Raw genomic sequence first — 16,975 nt, forward strand, 5'->3', positions numbered from 1 at the left:
GCGCGACGAAGCCACCGAGGTACGCGAGCGCGTGACTCCACGGTGGCGTCGAACGGCGTTCCGAACGCCGCCCGTTCGGGGGACGGATGGGCCATGCGGAAGCAACTTGATCCAGATCAAAAACGACAAAAAGAGGCGGTACACTCGACGCGCTGGGTGCTATAAGAATCCCCACTCAACTGCGGTATCTCCAGACCATGCAATCGCCTTCAAGCCGTCGTCTGCAACCACGTCGGCGGTGCCGGTGACCACCCGGCAGACCACCACCGCCGCGGACCTTTCGTGCAGCGACGACTGCGGGCTCTGCTCGCGCTATGACAGCTGCCTGCTCGCAAGGCTGCCGCGCGACGCCGAGAAACGGTGCGGCGCTGCGATTCGGCGGCGTTTCGGACTCGACTGCGGCGGTCGGCTGTACCGACGCGGTACGCCGTTCGATTCGTTGTTTCAGGTCTGCAGCGGCTCCATCAAGACGCAGCGCGAGACGCCCGACGGCAACCTGGTGGTCACCGGCTTCTACCTGCCCGGCGACCTGGTCGGTATAGAAGCGATCGCCGATGGCCATTACCCGAGCGATGCGCTGGCGACCCACAACACGGTCGTGTGCCAGCTGAACTTCCGGCATCTGATGTCGGAATGCTCCCATGCGCCCGATCTGCAGCACTGGTTGATATCGCGCATCGCCTACCACGTGCGTTTGCGGGACAACGATCTGTCCTGGGCCGTCGGACTGCAGACCCAACAGCGGGTATTGCGTTTCTTTATCGATCTCTCGAACCGGATCGGCAGCGATGCGTCGACGCCGCGAAAGGCGATCAGCCTGCCGATGAAAAAACAGGACATCGCCCGCTATCTGCATATCACGCCCGAGACCCTGAGTCGCAGCCTGGCGCAGCTGCGCGAAGAAGGCCTGCTGGAGCTGGATCGCGAACGCTACCAGCTGCCCGATCGCGACCGGGCACTGCGCGCGACCCAGATCTGATACCGGTCCGGCCGCGCTACCCCATGGCGCCGCCACCCCTTGCTTTCGCACCCGCGCGGCGCAACAAGCAATAGACGAACGACTGGACCTCGCCCGCCGGCGTGCGATGCATCTCGCGCTCGCTGCCGAGCAGGTCGAACCCGCTGGCGAATTGCGCGGCGAGTTCCTCGGCGCTATAGCGCATCACCGGCAGACCACTGCAACGCCGGGGGCCATCTTCGGCAAACGTCGCGATGATCAGGTGACCACCCGGTGCGACCGCGTCCCATGCCTGCGCGACATACGCGGCCCGTTTCCCCGGATCGGTCAGAAAATGAAACACCGCGCGGTCGTGCCAGACGGCGAAGTACGCCGATGGGAGTGCGACGCTGCATGCATCGCCTGCGACGAAGTGCACCCGCGCAGCGTCCTCGCCCAGCGACGTACGCGACAGATCCAGTGCCGCCGTCGAGAGGTCGAGCAGCCACAACTCACGAAACCCGCGCGCGAGCAGGTCCGCCGCGAGGGGGCTGGTGCCGCCGCCCACATCGATCAGTGGCGCGTCAGACGCCGTACCGCTCGCGTCGATCAATCCCAGCGAGCGTCGCGCATGCGCCTGGTACCAGCTGAGCCCGTCGGGCTCACGGCCCTGGTAAACCGCGTTCCAATGTCCGCTTTCGTCCATGCGAGACAGCCTAGTCCGCATCACGCCAGGGTGCACCCGGACCGGCGGTCGAGATACGCAGGCGCGCGGGCCCTGCCCAGGTAGGCGGGTCGCCTGCCAGCTCGGCGTCCAGTACCTGCTCGGTACGACAACGCTGCAGCGTCACCTCGGCCACCCCCGCGTGGTTCAGCTCGTCGATCAACTGGTCGAGCCGCTCCGCCGGCAACAACCGCCCCGGCACCGTGACCCGGACCTCGTGCTCGACACCGCTGGCCTGTAACCATCGCAGACTCTGCCAGGCACGCTCGCCGCTGCCCTGCACGCCGGTCAGTGCCGGGTAGTCGGGCACCGCAGCCTTGATATCCAAACCCACCCAATCCACCAGTGGCAGCACGGCGCCCAGCCGCTCGGGGTAGCAGCCGGCAGAGTGGAGACCGACCTTGAAGCCCATCGCACGCACACTGCGGATCGCATCGGCGAGCGCTCGCTGTGCGGTCGGCTCCCCACCGGAGAACACCACCGCGTCAAGCAGACCGCGACGCCGCTCGAGAAATCCGGTCACGGCGGACCAGTCGATCAGCGTCGTGTCGTCGGCCTCGAGCAGATGACCATTGTGGCAGTAGCGGCAGCGCCATGGACAACCCTGACAGAACAGCACCGCTGCGAGCTCGCCCGGATAGTCGATCGTGGTGAACGGCGTGATGCCGCCCACCCGCAGCGTGCCGATCATTCGGTGCCCGTATGCGATTCCGGCACGGTGAAACAGCGACGCTCGGCATGCTCCGACTGCTTGCCCGGATTCCACGCCGCGACCGGCCTGTGATAGCCCATCACCCGGGTCCAGACCTCGCAGCGGGTGCGTTCCTCGTCTTTCAGTTCCATGTCGGCATTAAGCGTTTGCATGACTTGCCTCGTGTTGTTTGCGTGCGATGAGTTCGGCATCGCACTTGGGACAGAACTCGTATTCACCGCTCAGGTAACCGTGGCTCGGACAGATCGAGAACGTCGGCGAGATCGTGATATACGGCAGGCGGAACCTGCCGAGCGCACGCTGCACGAGTCGCCTGCACGCCTCGGCACTGGACAACTGTTCCGGCAGGTACAGATGCAACACCGTGCCACCGGTGTACTTGCGCTGCAGACCGTCCTGACGCGCCAGCGCCTCGAAGGGGTCGTCGGTGAACCCTACCGGCAACTGTGAACTGTTGGTGTAGTACGGCGCCTGCGCGCTGCCGGCCTGGAGGATGTCGGGATACCGCTTGAGATCCTCTTTGGCGAAGCGGTAGGTCGTCCCCTCCGCCGGGGTCGCCTCGAGGTTGTACAGGTGCCCGGTCTCCTCCTGAAATTCGACCATGCGTGCACGCACGTGATCGAGCATCCGTTCGGCCAGCGCATAGCCGTCCGCGGTGGTAATGTCATCGGCGTCACGGCTGAAATTGCGGACCATCTCGTTGATGCCGTTCACACCGATGGTAGAGAAGTGATTGCGCAATGTCCCCAGGTAGCGCTTGGTGTACGGAAACAGCCCCGCATCCATCAGCCGCTGGATCACCTTGCGTTTGATCTCCAGGCTGTTGCGCCCGATCTCGAGCAGCCGGTCAAGACGCGCGAACAGCGCCTGCTCGTCGCCGCGGTGCAGATACCCCAGTCGCGCACAGTTGATCGTCACCACGCCGAGCGAACCGGTCTGCTCGGCCGAGCCGAACAGACCGTTGCCGCGTTTCAACAGCTCGCGCAGATCGAGCTGCAGGCGACAGCACATGCTACGGATCATGTTCGGTTTGAGTTCGGAGTTCAGGAAGTTCTGGAAGTACGGCAGACCGTATTTCGCGGTCATCGAGAACAGGCGTTCGGCGTTGTCGCTCTCCCAGGGAAAATCGGGCGTGATGTTGTAGGTCGGGATCGGAAAGGTGAACACCCGGCCTTTGGCGTCACCGGCTGTCATCACCTCGATGTAGGCACGATTGATCATGTCCATCTCGGACTGCAGCTCGCCGTAGCAGAACGGCATCTCTTCGCCGGCGATCACCGGGACCTGGTCGCGCAGGTCCTCCGGGCATACCCAGTCGAAGGTGAGATTGGTGAACGGCGTCTGGGTACCCCAGCGCGACGGCACATTGAGGTTGTAGATCAGCTCCTGGATGTATTGCCTGACCTGCGCATAGTCGAGACCGTCCTTGCGTACGAACGGCGCCATGTAGGTGTCGAACGAGCTGAACGCCTGGGCACCGGCCCACTCGTTTTGCAGGGTTCCGAGAAAATTGACTATCTGCCCCACCGCCGACGACAGGTGCTTGGGCGGCCCCGATTCGACCTTTCCCGGTACGCCGTTCAGTCCCTCGTGCAACAGCGTGCGTAACGACCAGCCGGCGCAGTAACCGGCCAGCATGTCGAGGTCGTGGATATGGATGTCGGCTTCACGGTGCGCGGCACCGATCTCCGGCGGATAGACGTGCGAAAGCCAGTAGTTGGCGACCACCTTGCCGGAGGTGTTCAGTATCAGTCCGCCCAGTGAGTAGCCCTGATTCGCGTTCGCACTGACCCGCCAGTCGGCGCGGTCGAGGTACTCGTTGATCGAGCTGGCGACGTCCACCAGCGTTCGGCGATCGTCGCGCAGGCGCCGGTGCTGGTCGCGGTAACTGATATACGCCCGCGCCGTGGCCAGATGATTGGCCGAGATCAGGGTTTGTTCGACAACGTCCTGCACACGTTCGACATCCGGCACGCCGTCGGCGAAATGGCCATGGCTCAGTACCTTGACCACCTGGGCGGTCAGCAGGCGCGCCTCGTCGGCGGCAAATTCGCCGGTCGCCTCGCCGGCGCGGCGTATCGCATTGGCGATCCGGTCACTGTCAAAAGCGGTCTCTGACCCGTCGCGCCGGCGTATGCGCACCGGCAACCGGGCCAACCCCATCGCGGGTGAAGCCATGGCATCCTCGTCTGGTGGTGGTCACAACACAACATGTTGTAGTCGTATAATCTACTAACACCAAGATGTTGTGTTTGATCCATTGATCTGGATCAACATCGACCGGACAATCCCCACCCGGTTGACCAGGATCAAAGCGGCCGCCGCGGTGCAGTGGCACAAACGCCGTTCCTCCAGTTCGAGCCGCCGATGTCCAGTCCGTTACCGCAACTCGTCAACACCTTTGGCCAGGACCTGCTGCACCGCTACGGACGGCGGGTACACAAGATAGCGATCAATGCGGGTTTTACCTGCCCCAACCGCGACGGCAGCAAGGGCCGAGGCGGCTGCAGCTTCTGCAACAACGTGTCGTTCAGCCCGCACGCGCGGCGCGAACCCAGTGTCAGCGAGCAGATCGACGCCGGACGTGCCGTGATCCGGAAACGCACGGGCGCGCAGCGCTTCATCGCGTATTTCCAGGCGTATACGAACACCTACGCGGACGTCACCCAACTCGATCGACTGTACCGGGAAGCACTGCAGGCGACCGACGTGATCGGCCTGTCGATCGGCACCCGCCCGGACTGCGTGCCGCCCGCGGTGCTCGACCTGCTGGCGGGCTATCAGGCCGAGGGCAAAGAGGTGTGGCTGGAACTCGGCCTGCAGTCGGCATTCGACGACACCCTCGCCCTGGTCAATCGCGGCCACTACTTCAGCGAATATATCGACGCGGTCCACGAAGCGCGGGCGCGCGGACTCAAGGTCTGCACGCACTTGATCGTCGGCCTGCCCGGCGAGGGACCACAGCACGCCAAGACCACGCTGGCACGCGTGCTCGAACTGGGCGTCGACGGCCTGAAACTCCACCCGCTGCACGTCGTGAAGGGGACCCTGTTGGCCAACCAGTGGCGGCGCGGCGGGTACCGACCCTGGGCGCTCGACGATTACCTGGAAACGGCCGCCGACCTGGTGGAACTGACGCCACCGCATGTCGTCTACCACCGCCTGACCGGGACTGCATCACCCCGCATTCTGCTCGCCCCCGAGTGGTGTCGTCACAAGTGGCGGGTGATCGACGGCATCGCCGAAACGCTTGCGCGCCGCGGCACCTGCCAGGGCAGCGCACTCACCCAACAACCCTGCATGGGAGGTCTGTAGCGCCATGGAACTCGTCTGTCCTGCCGGCAACCTGGCGTCTTTGAAGGCCGCGGTGGACGGCGGTGCCGACGCCGTCTACCTCGGTTTTCGCGATGCGACGAACGCACGCAATTTCGAAGGCCTGAACTTCGATGAACGCGGTATGCAAGACGGCATCAGCTACGCGCGCGCACGCGGTTGCAGGGTGTTTCTGGCGCTCAACACCCATCCACAGCCGGCCGGCTGGCATGCCTGGGAACATGCGGTCGACCGCGCCGCGGTGCTGGGCGTCGACGCACTGATCGCCGCCGACATCGGGGTGCTCGACTATGCCCGCGAGCACCACCCGGATCTGGCATTGCATCTGTCTGTACAGGGATCTGCGACCAGCTACGAGGCGCTGCGTTTCTACCACGAACGGTTTGGCGTGCGGCGCGCTGTGCTACCGCGCGTGCTGTCGCTGGCGCAGGTCTGTCAGGTCATCGAACACAGCCCGATACAGATCGAGGTGTTCGGATTCGGCAGCCTGTGCGTGATGGTCGAAGGCCGTTGCCTGCTGTCGTCGTACGCGACCGGCAAGTCACCGAACACCCACGGCGTGTGTTCGCCCGCCGCGTCGGTGCAGTGGATCGAGACCCCCCGAGGTCTCGAGACCCGGCTGGGCGAGGTCCTGGTGGACCGCGTCGGTGCCGGCGCCCCGGCCGGTTACCCGACCCTGTGCAAGGGGCGCTACCAGGTTGGCAGCAACACCTATTACGCCATCGAGGAACCCACCAGCCTGAACACGCTCGACCTGCTGCCACAGCTGGTTGAGGCCGGCGTAGCCGCGATCAAACTGGAGGGCCGGCAGCGCAGTCCGACCTACGTTCGTCAGGTGACCCACGTATGGCGGGCCGCGATCGACAGTTGCCTTCGGGACCGGGCCAACTACCGACCCTTGCCCGAATGGCAGCAGACATTGAACCGTGTCAGCGAGGGCCAACAGACGACGCTCGGCGCCTATGCCCGCCCCTGGCAATGAATCACGACGGAGCCACGCCCATGAACTCACCACGTCTCGCAGTTGGCCCCGTGCTGTATTACTGGTCGCGCGACGACCTGATGGCCTTTTACCGCGACATCGCCGAATCACCCGTCGACACCGTGTACCTCGGTGAGACGGTATGCGCGAAGCGCCGCAGCCTGCGTCTCGACGACTGGCTGGCGATTGCCGCCGGACTTGCCGATGCGGGCAAGGAAGTGGTGCTGTCGAGCCTCGCGCTGATCGAGGCCGAATCCGAGCTCAAGAGCCTTCGACGCCTGTGCGCCAACGGCCGGTTCATGGTCGAAGCGAACGACATGGCCGCGGTGCAACTGCTTGCGGGCCAGGCGCCTTTCGTGGCCGGCCCCTTCGTCAACATCTATAACGCGCGCACCCTGCGCAGCTTGGCGGCGCTGGGTATGCGCCGGTGGGTGATGCCGGTCGAACTGTCGAGGGACACCCTGGTGCAGATGCAGGCCGAGCGGCCAGCCGACGTGGAGACGGAACTGTTTGCTTTCGGTCGCCTGCCATTGGCGTTGTCGGCGCGCTGCTTCACCGCGCGTGCCCATCGCCTGCCCAAGGACGACTGCCAGTTCCGCTGCATCGACTACCCTGACGGGATGCTGCTGTCGACCCAGGAGGACCGTCATTTTCTGGCATTGAACGGCATTCAGACCCAGTCTGCGCAGACCTACAGCCTGCAGCGCGAACTCGACGATGCCCGCATGTTGGACGTCGACGTGCTGCGCATCAGCCCCCAGTCACGACACACAGGCGCGATCATCCGGGCGTTCGCCGAGGTGCTGCGAGGCAGACGCGGTGCCGACGACGCGCAACACGAACTGGCAAGCTACATGCCGGCAGGACCGTGCGACGGTTACTGGAATGGGCGCGCAGGATTGAGCTGGTCGGGTTGAACCGATGTCGTGCCACTGCGGCAATAACGCGGGTACAAATCGGTGAGCCCGTTGAGCAGGCGGTGAACCACCGCCGGCAACGGCGGTTCGCCCAACGCATCGATGAAGTTTTTCAGGTGCAGGCCGGTCACCGTATCCCCCTCGATGCGCAAGCGACGCTGGAAGAACAGGCTGTCCGCGTCTTCCCACTGGGTGGCGAGCAAAAGGAAAGTCTGCAGTTCGCCAATGAAGCGCAGGTCGTCTTCGAGGCCATCCGGACGCGCGGCGAAACCGTTATCGCCAAGCTGCAGGCGATAGCCGACGCCCAGGTCAGTAACCAGCAGCGCGACCCTTTTGCCGCGCATGAAATCCAGCTCGCCATCCTTCAAGGGCACAGCCAGTACGCGATTCAACAGCAACGCCAGACTGTGCGCATGCAGACGCGGTGGTAACCAGCGCAGCGGCCCGAACAACAGACTGCAGGGATTGGGAAGTGGCATGTGCGTATCGTGTGGCCAGGGGGATGGCGGTGCAGTCTCGCAGCGATCGCCGCTAGCGACCATGACCCCCGTCAACCCGGGCACGCGCGGCAACCGGGCCAGCACCTCGCCGGGACACCGTATTCGCCGGTACCGACGGCCATTCGGTACCGCCGATCGGGGACGCGGCGATCAGAGCGCGCCGTTCACCCGGCGCAATCGCGACATGGCGCGACATGGCGCGACAAGCGCCATCGAAGGGGCCGCGCCAGCGTGACGCGACCCGTCCGCGTCTATCAGGAGGCATCCCATTCGCGGGCCAGGCAGCAGCTCTCGCCGCGCGGCGCCTGTACCGCCTGTTCCGGACCCGACGGCTGGCCCGCCTCCGCCCGCCATTCAGCGGCGAGGCAGCAGAACTGCTCGCTCGATTGCGCCGCCGGAGGAGCAACGTCGAGGATCCACTCCGCGGCCAGGCAGCAAGCATCGCCGACTTCCATTTGCGGAGCCGCCGCGGCCGAACCCAGACCGGCCACCAGCAGGCCTGCAACCAACAACGATTTGAAACGCTTTTTCATGACACATTACCTCTTGGTCATTCGTGTTAAGTGTTAGTATATTAGCTGATACTAATTTTCACTTGACCTCAGTCAAGTGCGCCCGGCCGCCGCCAGGTTGCCCAACACCCATGCCGACCGGGACGATGCGCTATGAACCGTGTCGGTACGCGCCTGAGCAGGCCGCGTCGCGGCCACAGGCGCGAAAAACCAGGTGGCAGAGTTCGACCCGGTTGGGCGCATGGAACAGCCCCCCTCCCGGCGGTCGATGTGCACCCGGACAAACAACGCCCGCAGACGCGCCGCCGTGAACGGCAGATGGAAGTCCGGCCCGGAGACTCCGGCGGCCAATGGATCAGCGCGACCCGTCGCTGCTGAAAATGCACCATTGGCGTTCCGCCGTTCGCCTCAATCAACCCGCCTGCGGGCAGCCGTGCAGTACCGAAAGGCGGCGCACCGGCGACCCCGGGGCGCCTTCATGGACGGCCGTCGGACTCGCCGGCAGGACGCTTTTCCTGGATCAGGTCCGCCCGGGACACGCCAAGCCACAGCGCGAGCGGACTCGCGACATAGATCGACGACACGGTACCGACCACTATCCCAACGATCAGCGCGAGGGAAAAGCCGTGCACCACGGCTCCGCCGACGACATACAGTGCAATGACGACCAACAGCGTCGTGAAGCTGGTCATGATGGTACGCGACAGCGTCTGGTTGATCGCCGCGTTCATGACGTCTGCAACCCTGCCGGTTCGCATACGCCGGAAATTCTCACGTATGCGGTCGAACACGACGATCGTGTCGTTCAGGGAATAGCCAATCACGGCCAGCACGGCGGCCAGCACGGTCAGGTCGAATTCGACCCTGAACAGCGAGAAAAATCCGAGCGTGAAGATCGTGTCGTGCACCGTTGCCAGCACGGCGCCCAACGCAAATCGCCATTCGAAGCGCATGGCCACATAGATGAGAATGCCGAACAGGGCCACGAGTACCGCCAAAGCGCCCTGCTCGGTGAGTTCCTCACCGACCTGTGCACCGACGAACTCGACGCGTCGCACGCTGACCTCGTCGCGTCGCTGGCCTCTCAGCGCGTCGAGTACCTTGGCACTCAGCACTTCGTTGTCTTCGCCAGCCCGCGGCGCCAGCCTGACCATCACATCGCGCGCTGAGCCATAGCTCTGAACGACGGCCTCACCATAGCCCGCCTTCACCAGCGACGCCCGCACCTCGCCCAGATCGACCGGTGCGGCGTAGCCCAGTTCCATCAGTACGCCGCCGGTCAGATCGAGGCCGAGGACCAGCCCGCGAAACGCCAGTGACGCAATACTGGTGGCGATCAACAGTGCGAGCACGACGGCCATGACACGCCGCCAACCCATGAAATCGATTCGCGAATTTGCCTTGAAGAGTTCCACAGAGATACCTACGCCGGGGTGACGCAGTACGAGACCTGCTTTGCAACGGGGGGCAGTCGCTGAACGCGAATGCCGGAGAGGAAAACGACGTTTACGCTACGCCTGTTCCAGATGGTTGGCAATAGCCGGATCGCGGCCGGAGACAGGTCAGAATCCGCATCGCGCTCACGGCGTGCGCCTCACGGCATGCACCCCCGCCCGACAGAACCTGCTGACGCCAACCGCCCCAAAGCGAAACCTGTTTTCCGCCGGACTATTCGTACGGCGTCACCAGCGCATCGTCGATGCGATACCCCGCCTCGGCCAACTCGCTGGACAGCCGTTCGACGTGGATCGTCCCTGTCACCCAGACGACGTCGAAAAGCTCTCCCTGATAATCCTTGCCGTCCCGCAAGACGACGTAAATGGTCTGATTCGCCGGCGGTGGGGGCACATGGATGCAGGCCCCGTAGTACGGCACCAACAACAACTGATCGATCTTTTTTCGCTCGTCCACCTCCAGGGGAACGACGAAACCGGGGATCTTTACGCGCCGGCCTTCGAGTTCATGCACAACCGGTGCATCCTTCCACAAGGCTTTCAGCTTGCTCAGCAGTTCCTGCGCGCGGGGATCGGCATCGTCGAGTTCGTCTTCACTGTATTCGGCCATCAGCTTTTCCGGCTGCCAGTCCGCAGGGACCAGCGCGTCCCACTCGATCTCGGCCGCCTCCACGCCATCCGCGTCGGATTGCGGCACGGTGGACTGTGTCTCGGTCGCGGCTGCCGGTACCGGGTCGGCCTGAACGGCGGCCGTCGCTGCAGGCGCAGCCCGTTCCTGTTGACCGCCCGGCCTGTCGCAGGCCGCACAAAGGCCGAGGGTGGTTATGCATAACAGCAAGAGATGTCGATGGATCATATGGACTCACTAGATGCGCAATGACAGGCCGTCTGCCAGCGACAGCCTATAGGCCCGGTAACTTGGAATACTGCCGACCAGGAATCCGGCCGCAATGACGGCCACGAGGAGTATTCCTTCATGGCCGGACAGGCCGCCGATGCTGATGAAAATGCCAAAGCGGCTTTCAACGAGCGGTTGGCCCAGCACCAACAGCAGATAGAGCAAGGCGAGACCGAGCATCACCCCAAGCAGCGTGAGAACACCCGCCTCGCCCATGATCAACGCGAACACGTGGCCCGGGCGTGCCCCGACAGAACGCAGGATTGCCATCTCGCGCCGCCGCTCGTTCAGGCTGGTCAACAGCGCGGTCAGCATGCCGAAAAGCCCAACGACCACGACGAACACGGAAACGATCAACAAGGCGTTCTCCGCGATGCCAATCAGACCCCAAAGCTGACTGAGCGCAACACCGGGAAGAATCGCCGACAGTGGCTCGTTCGGATATTCGTTGACATAACGCTGATACTGAAAGGTGCCGATCTTCGACTTCAGGCCGACCAATGCCGCGGTGATCGCCTTGGGTGTCAGGTTCAACTTCCGTACGTGCTCCGCTGACATCGTGACACCCGGTGTCGGGACACCGCTCTGCCAGTCGGCGTGGATTGCCTCGATCGACTCGAGGCTGACGTGAACGGTTCGGTCGACCGGCGTCCCGGTGCGTGCGAGGATCCCCGCCACCCGGAACGGTTTGTCTTCGTGGCGCGCAAAGCTCACGTCACCGGCGCCGTGCGCGACCACGATCGGGTCGCCCAGCTTGTAACCCAGCTTCTCCGCGACCTCGGCACCCAACACGGCGTCGTACAGGTCCCTGAACTCCTCGCCTTGCGCCACCGCCAGTCCGCGGTTCCTTGCATAACGGTAGTGCCGGAAATAATCCGTATTGGTACCGAGCACACGGAATCCGCGATGTGAGTCTCCGAGCGAGATTGGCACACTCCATGCCACCTTGGGGTTGCGAGCGACGTCCTGGTAGCTCGTCCACGAAATGTTGTTGGTGGCGTCACCGATGCGGAATACCGCGTACAACAGCAGTTGTACCGGCCCGCTGCGCGCACCGACGATCAAATCCGTACCGGAGATGGTGCTGGCGAAACTCGTCCGTGCCTCGGTGCGCAGTCGTTCGACCCCGACCAGCAGGGTGACGCTGAATGCCACGGAGATCACCGTCAATAGGGCGGTGAAGCGCCGGTTGCGCAGACTGTTCCATGCAAGAGAAAGGATCGGCATCGGCTATGTCCCTGTCGCGGCCGCGCCGAGCGGATCATCCGTAAGCCGTTGGCAGTCGGTGAGCTTTACCGTACGGTCGAACATGCGTTCCAGCGACGCATCGTGACTGACGAACACCAGGGTCGACTCCGCATCCCGGCATTCGTCGAACAACAGCCGGACGAACGTTTCGCGCCGGTTGGCATCGAGCGCCGATGTCGGCTCATCGGCGATCAACAGCTCCGGTGAACCCATCAGCGCCCGTGCCGCGGCCACACGCTGCTGCTGCCCGACGCTCAAGGTCGTGACGGGACGGTGCAGCAGTTGCGGATGTGCCATGTCGAGATGTTCCAGCAGGCGCATCGCCTCGCGTTGCAGGCTTCCACCCCGAGCGATGGCCCTTTCCCGACGCTGCGCAGAGAAGCGACAGGACAACAGCACATTCTCGACGATCGAAAGGTAGGGAATCAGGTTGAACATCTGAAAGATGTATCCGACATGGTTGGCGCGGAAGTGATCGCGCTCGACACTGCCAAGCCGTTCCATCCTCTTGCCCAGTACCTGAACCGATCCGTGGCGCGTCGTGATGACACCCGCCAGCAGGCTCAGCAAGGTGCTCTTGCCACTACCGCTGGGTCCCTCGATGAACAGGCGTTCTCCCGGTTCGACCGAGAGCGAATCGATCGCCAGCACCACCGGTCCATCGCTGGTCCAGCGGTAGTGGAGATCAGAGATCCCTATGATCAAAGTGCGCACTCCTCTCAGTCGATCGCGCGTTCGGGTCGAACGGACGACGCCAGGTCCGACGACCGTCACATCGCATTTCAGAACGTCAAGACGGGGTTCGAGGCATCGAGTGTTGCCGCGCCCTGCCGACCGGCAAAGATGAACTGCACGTCCAGGCGCTCCGTTGCCGGGAACGCCGTGAACAGGTCGACGCCGAGCCGATCGATCCCGTCCGGTCCACGGCATTCGAAGCGATATACGGCATCGATGTCCGCATGTTCACCCGCATGCGGTTCAGGCGTGGATTCATGCGCTTGTGGCGGTGTTTCCTGTTCGTGATGTCGCCCGATCATCGCGGATTCGACATCGGCATGAACCAATCGGCAGTCGGCGGCCTTAGGAAAACGGAACAGCCGATCGCCATCGCGCAGCAGGGCGATGGCCCGCTCCAGGACGGTGTGGTCTTGCTCAGATGAGGCGGCGTGCTCGAAACCGACGATATTCGCAGCCGGGCTTTCGAGTTCGATATCGACCTCGCCACCATCGACGACCAGATTGAGTTTGCCGACACCATGGACGTGCGCCCCATGCTGACGATGTTCCTGGGCAGCGTCGGCGGCGACGCCGCCTGCCAGCACAGTGGCAACGATGACAAGCGCAATACGGCTCATTTTCAGTGACATGACGGGTGCTCCATAACGGGTGACCAATGGGAAACGACCTGCGGCAAAGCGTGCTACGGATGCTGCCTCGCAACCGCAGCGGAATCTCGCCGACGAAGTTGCGACGACACACCGGGACCGCGGAGATCGTTGGCCGGTCCAGATGGCCGCGTCGTCAGCGCGCGTTAACCGGGAAGCAGGGCGGGCGGTGCCCGTGCACGGAAGACGTGCTGGTCACATCGGAATACGGAGGGAGGAAGGCAATGGACGACAAGGTCGTGGCCAATCGGTGGATACGACAGCGAAGCAGCCGCGAGCGGGCCGGCGCTGGTGTGTTCACCGATCAGGCACAGACTGCAGGCATCGTTGTCTGCATGCAGCGCATGTTCGAGATGATGCAGGTACAGCGCCGACTGACCCAGCAGGAGCCCGCACAGCAGCAGCCACGCGGTAGCGCGATTGCGCAGACTGCGTCTGGCCAGCTCAAGCCATGTACGGTCTGGGTTCACCGGATGCCCGTCGTGGAACGAAGACGCCGCCATGCTAGCGTGGCCCCTTCGATGCGCGCAAGCGGCGGTCCTGGCCACCACTGGACTCGCGGAGCCCGCTTGCCGGACCGGCACGTTCAGTCGCAACCGGAGCGGTGAACGCGGGTTGCCGAAACGACGCCCACAGCCGGCGCGTCCGACACGCTTTGTCTCAGGCGACCTGCATGCTTTCCATCGACGCAAACACCGCCTGGCCCTCGGAGCCTGGATCTATCACCAGCTCCAGTACCGCTACCGTGGGCAGGTCGACCCGATGATCCTCGATCTCGACGGTCGCACCGCTCGGGCTGAAGTTCCATTGCTGGCGAACGATCTCCCGGCACGGCTGGTTGCGCTCCGGGGACCACAGCAACGCGTACTCCTGCCTGCGCGCGACCGACGTCTCCTCGAAATGCAACCGAATCCGCGTCACCCGTTGTGCAGGCGAAAACAGCAGCCGGATCACCTGCCGGCCGGGCTTGCCTGCACGCCAGCCCGTTTCGTGACCGGGTACCAGGGCCGCCTCGATCGGATATGCGGGATCCTCTGAACTGATCTCGACCTCCGCCAGTGCGCCGAGATCGAGCCAGTCACCATCTTCATCGGGAGATGGCGTGCCTTCGATCGGTACAATTCTTTTTCGCACCTTCAATATCCTCCCTTCGCGCTCAACCCGCGATCGACCGCCGCCGCAGCGACCAACCGCCTCGAACAAGCATAGACGCCGGCTTGGGCCCGCTACCCGTGCATCGCATCCTGCGACTATCGAGACGGCATCGGCCTCCAAAGGACCGGCCGATTCGGCGCGTCGTCTACACCGGGACCGCGTACCGATAACCCGAAACCGGGTGACGATCGATACTCAACGCACATTTCCCGAAACGGGGCGAGCCGGTCGACGTGGCCGCCGCTTGCGTGCGGCGTTTGGAGCATCGGCGCCGGCCGGGTGATTACGGCCGCTGCCCGGTTTGGCGTGCCGTGGCTGGCCGCCTGCGCGTTTGCGGGCCTGCTGCGCCTGCGGCTTCTGCTCCGGTGCCAGCGGCTTGGGCTCGAACTTCGGCATGGGTGCCACCGGGATCTGCTTTTTCAGCAGGCGCTCGATGTCCGCGAGCAGTTTGACCTCGTCACCGCTCACCAACGACAGCGCGGCACCCTGTTCGCCGGCGCGACCGGTTCGTCCGATGCGGTGCACATAGTCTTCCGGCACGTTGGGCAGCTCATAGTTCACCACGTGCGGAAGCCGGTCGATATCCAGCCCGCGTGCGGCGATATCCGTGGCCACGAGGACCCGCAGACTGCGGTCCTTGAAACCGGCCAACGCCTTGGTGCGCGCGCCCTGGCTCTTGTTGCCATGGATCGCTGCCGCCTCGATGCCGGCCCGATTGAGCTGCTCGGCAAGTCGGTTGGCGCCATGCTTGGTACGGCTGAACACGAGTACCTGGAACCACTGCCCCTCGTCGATCAGGTGGATCAACAGGTCGCGCTTGGCGTCCTTGTGCACCCGATACACATGCTGGGTCACGGTCTCCGCGGCGGTATTGCGCTGCGCCACCTCGACCATCGCCGGGTTGTGCAGCAGACCGTCGGCAAGCCGCTTTATCTCGTTGGAATAGGTCGCCGAGAACAGCAGGTTCTGACGCCGTCTCGGCAGAAGCGCAAGCACTTTGCGGATGTCGTGGATAAAGCCCATATCCAACATCCGGTCGGCCTCGTCCAACACCAGGATCTCGACCGCCGAAAGGTCCACCGTGCGCTGACCGGCATGGTCGAGCAACCGGCCCGGGGTGGCCACCAGGATGTCGACGCCGCGGCGCAACGCGTCCTTCTGCGGATTGATATTCACACCGCCGAACACCACCGTGCTCTTGAGTGGCAGATGGGCGCCATAGGTGGCGACACTCTCGCCGACCTGCGCGGCCAACTCGCGGGTTGGCGCAAGCACCAGCGCGCGGGGCGCATTGTCGGCGCACGTCTTTGGGTGGCCGCGGCGGGTCAGCAGCTGCAACATGGGCAGTGTGAACGCAGCGGTCTTGCCGGTACCGGTCTGGGCACCGGCAAGCACGTCACGACCCTTGAGAATCAAGGGGATACCCTGCTCCTGGATCGGCGTGGGACGCTCGTAACCCTGCGCCGAAACGGCACGCTGAAGTTCGGCCATCAGGCCGAGTTTGTTAAATGGCATGGTTGCTCCTGTTCCAGCCTAGCCGTGTTGGTCACGGCGCCGGTCGTAGGCGGAGCTGAAAATCGTTCGGGAGGGTCTTTCGTGGAGGGAGACGATCGCGAGACAGGGGCACCGACCGGAATGTGCGACTGGCCGGGAGGATACGCAGTTTGACGGAAATTTCAATGGCTACTTTTTACCGACCGGCACACCCGCGGCTCACATCGGACGTTACCGCATCGCGTTAATGCGACCCGGATCACCCCGCAATCGTTTCGCGCCGCACGGAACCACCCTGATCGCTCCCTGGTCTTATTCACCATCGGAACTAAAGTTTTTGCAGGTGGCGGCCGAATATGGTTCATAGGGCCACCACCCGGATACCCCGTAACACGAGCGATCTCATGAAAGAGCTGGAAGACCTGGCGCGCAAATGCCTTGAACAACACTTCTTCGTCGGCAGCGATGGGCTTCTGCACACGCCTCTGGGCCGCACCGCACGCAGCACGATACGCGTCGGACGTACCGTCTACCCGGCCACCCACGTGATCGCGGAAATGCGCCGGCAGGCCCAGTTTCTCGGTTGATCGGTCGCGGGAACCTGACATACAGACACGCGAAGTGACCGATTGATCCCCAACCCGCCGCGGTAGCGGTCTTGCTGCCCCCTGCATCGCAGCCCGCGGTGTAGCCGCAAAGCCTGTGTTATCCCCGACGTTGCGAA

Annotated in this window: 19 protein-coding genes; 5 read left to right on the forward strand and 14 right to left on the reverse strand. The window is 63.8% G+C overall.

From position 1 onward, the window contains the following. Window positions 1-244: 244 nt before the first annotated feature. Window positions 245-979 (forward strand): Crp/Fnr family transcriptional regulator, encoded by a 735-nt coding sequence (locus H6955_04660; GenBank protein MCP5312821.1) that lies wholly within the window; start codon window positions 245-247, stop codon window positions 977-979. A gap of 16 nt (window positions 980-995) precedes the next feature. Here H6955_04660 and H6955_04665 read toward each other — a convergent pair whose 3' ends face one another. Genes H6955_04665 through H6955_04680 form a run of 4 tightly spaced genes read right to left on the reverse strand, consistent with a single transcriptional unit; the run spans window position 996 to window position 4,551 of the window. Beyond that, entirely contained in the window at window positions 996-1,643 is a 648-nt protein-coding gene (locus H6955_04665) for a class I SAM-dependent methyltransferase (protein ID MCP5312822.1), read from the reverse strand. Between the two features lie 10 nt (window positions 1,644-1,653). Continuing rightward, window positions 1,654-2,352, reverse strand: a complete 699-nt coding sequence (locus H6955_04670; GenBank protein MCP5312823.1) for an anaerobic ribonucleoside-triphosphate reductase activating protein — start codon at window positions 2,350-2,352, stop codon at window positions 1,654-1,656. Then, window positions 2,349-2,525: a hypothetical protein gene (locus tag H6955_04675; protein ID MCP5312824.1), complete on the reverse strand. Its 177-nt coding sequence runs from the start codon at window positions 2,523-2,525 to the stop codon at window positions 2,349-2,351. The genes H6955_04670 and H6955_04675 overlap by 4 nt, the downstream gene beginning before the upstream one ends. Then, window positions 2,512-4,551 carry a ribonucleoside triphosphate reductase gene (locus H6955_04680; protein MCP5312825.1) on the reverse strand — a complete coding sequence of 680 codons (2,040 nt, stop codon included), beginning with the start codon at window positions 4,549-4,551 and terminating at the stop codon, window positions 2,512-2,514. Before H6955_04680 ends, H6955_04675 begins: the two co-directional genes overlap by 14 nt. Window positions 4,552-4,740: 189 nt before the next feature. Between H6955_04680 and H6955_04685 the strand changes: the two genes are divergently transcribed. From H6955_04685 to H6955_04695, 3 genes are read left to right on the forward strand one after another with little or no spacing between them, the layout of a single operon-like run. Then, window positions 4,741-5,688: a TIGR01212 family radical SAM protein gene (locus H6955_04685; GenBank protein MCP5312826.1), complete on the forward strand. Its 948-nt coding sequence runs from the start codon at window positions 4,741-4,743 to the stop codon at window positions 5,686-5,688. A 4-nt stretch (window positions 5,689-5,692) separates the two neighbouring features. After that, entirely contained in the window at window positions 5,693-6,688 is a 996-nt protein-coding gene (locus H6955_04690; GenBank protein MCP5312827.1) for a U32 family peptidase, read from the forward strand. Window positions 6,689-6,708: 20 nt separating this feature from the next. Beyond that, on the forward strand, window positions 6,709-7,605 hold the full coding sequence (locus H6955_04695) for a U32 family peptidase (protein ID MCP5312828.1): 897 nt from the start codon (window positions 6,709-6,711) through the stop codon (window positions 7,603-7,605). Here H6955_04695 and H6955_04700 read toward each other — a convergent pair. The 10 genes from H6955_04700 to H6955_04745 form a co-directional block, all read right to left on the reverse strand. Then, window positions 7,566-8,084, reverse strand: coding sequence for an SCP2 sterol-binding domain-containing protein (locus H6955_04700; protein ID MCP5312829.1), 519 nt, complete (start codon window positions 8,082-8,084; stop codon window positions 7,566-7,568). The two genes, H6955_04695 and H6955_04700, sit on opposite strands and share 40 nt — an antisense overlap. Before the next feature lie 275 nt (window positions 8,085-8,359). Beyond that, on the reverse strand, window positions 8,360-8,638 hold the full coding sequence (locus tag H6955_04705) for a hypothetical protein (GenBank protein MCP5312830.1): 279 nt from the start codon (window positions 8,636-8,638) through the stop codon (window positions 8,360-8,362). Between the two features lie 455 nt (window positions 8,639-9,093). Next, window positions 9,094-10,032 (reverse strand): protein translocase subunit SecF, encoded by a 939-nt coding sequence (gene secF, locus H6955_04710; GenBank protein ID MCP5312831.1) that lies wholly within the window; start codon window positions 10,030-10,032, stop codon window positions 9,094-9,096. Between the two features lie 253 nt (window positions 10,033-10,285). Beyond that, the gene (locus H6955_04715) at window positions 10,286-10,927 is read right to left on the reverse strand and encodes a DUF3299 domain-containing protein (GenBank protein MCP5312832.1); all 642 of its coding nucleotides are present in this window, start codon (window positions 10,925-10,927) and stop codon (window positions 10,286-10,288) included. Window positions 10,928-10,936: 9 nt separating this feature from the next. After that, entirely contained in the window at window positions 10,937-12,196 is a 1,260-nt protein-coding gene (locus H6955_04720) for an ABC transporter permease (protein MCP5312833.1), read from the reverse strand. Window positions 12,197-12,199: 3 nt separating this feature from the next. Continuing rightward, window positions 12,200-12,922, reverse strand: a complete 723-nt coding sequence (locus tag H6955_04725; GenBank protein MCP5312834.1) for an ABC transporter ATP-binding protein — start codon at window positions 12,920-12,922, stop codon at window positions 12,200-12,202. A 77-nt stretch (window positions 12,923-12,999) separates the two neighbouring features. Further along, window positions 13,000-13,584 (reverse strand): DUF2796 domain-containing protein, encoded by a 585-nt coding sequence (locus H6955_04730; GenBank protein MCP5312835.1) that lies wholly within the window; start codon window positions 13,582-13,584, stop codon window positions 13,000-13,002. 164 nt (window positions 13,585-13,748) lie between these two features. After that, window positions 13,749-14,105 (reverse strand): hypothetical protein, encoded by a 357-nt coding sequence (locus H6955_04735; protein MCP5312836.1) that lies wholly within the window; start codon window positions 14,103-14,105, stop codon window positions 13,749-13,751. A 157-nt stretch (window positions 14,106-14,262) separates the two neighbouring features. Beyond that, complete coding sequence (locus H6955_04740; GenBank protein MCP5312837.1) at window positions 14,263-14,736, reverse strand: carbohydrate-binding protein; 474 nt, start codon at window positions 14,734-14,736, stop codon at window positions 14,263-14,265. 216 nt (window positions 14,737-14,952) lie between these two features. Continuing rightward, window positions 14,953-16,272 (reverse strand): DEAD/DEAH box helicase, encoded by a 1,320-nt coding sequence (locus H6955_04745; protein MCP5312838.1) that lies wholly within the window; start codon window positions 16,270-16,272, stop codon window positions 14,953-14,955. A 383-nt stretch (window positions 16,273-16,655) separates the two neighbouring features. Here H6955_04745 and H6955_04750 point away from each other — a divergent pair, with 383 nt between their 5' ends. Beyond that, window positions 16,656-16,838 carry a hypothetical protein gene (locus H6955_04750; protein ID MCP5312839.1) on the forward strand — a complete coding sequence of 61 codons (183 nt, stop codon included), beginning with the start codon at window positions 16,656-16,658 and terminating at the stop codon, window positions 16,836-16,838. Window positions 16,839-16,975 lie beyond the last annotated feature (137 nt).

This window comes from Chromatiaceae bacterium (assembly GCA_024235395.1).
GTDB lineage: Bacteria > Pseudomonadota > Gammaproteobacteria > Chromatiales > Chromatiaceae > Thiosocius.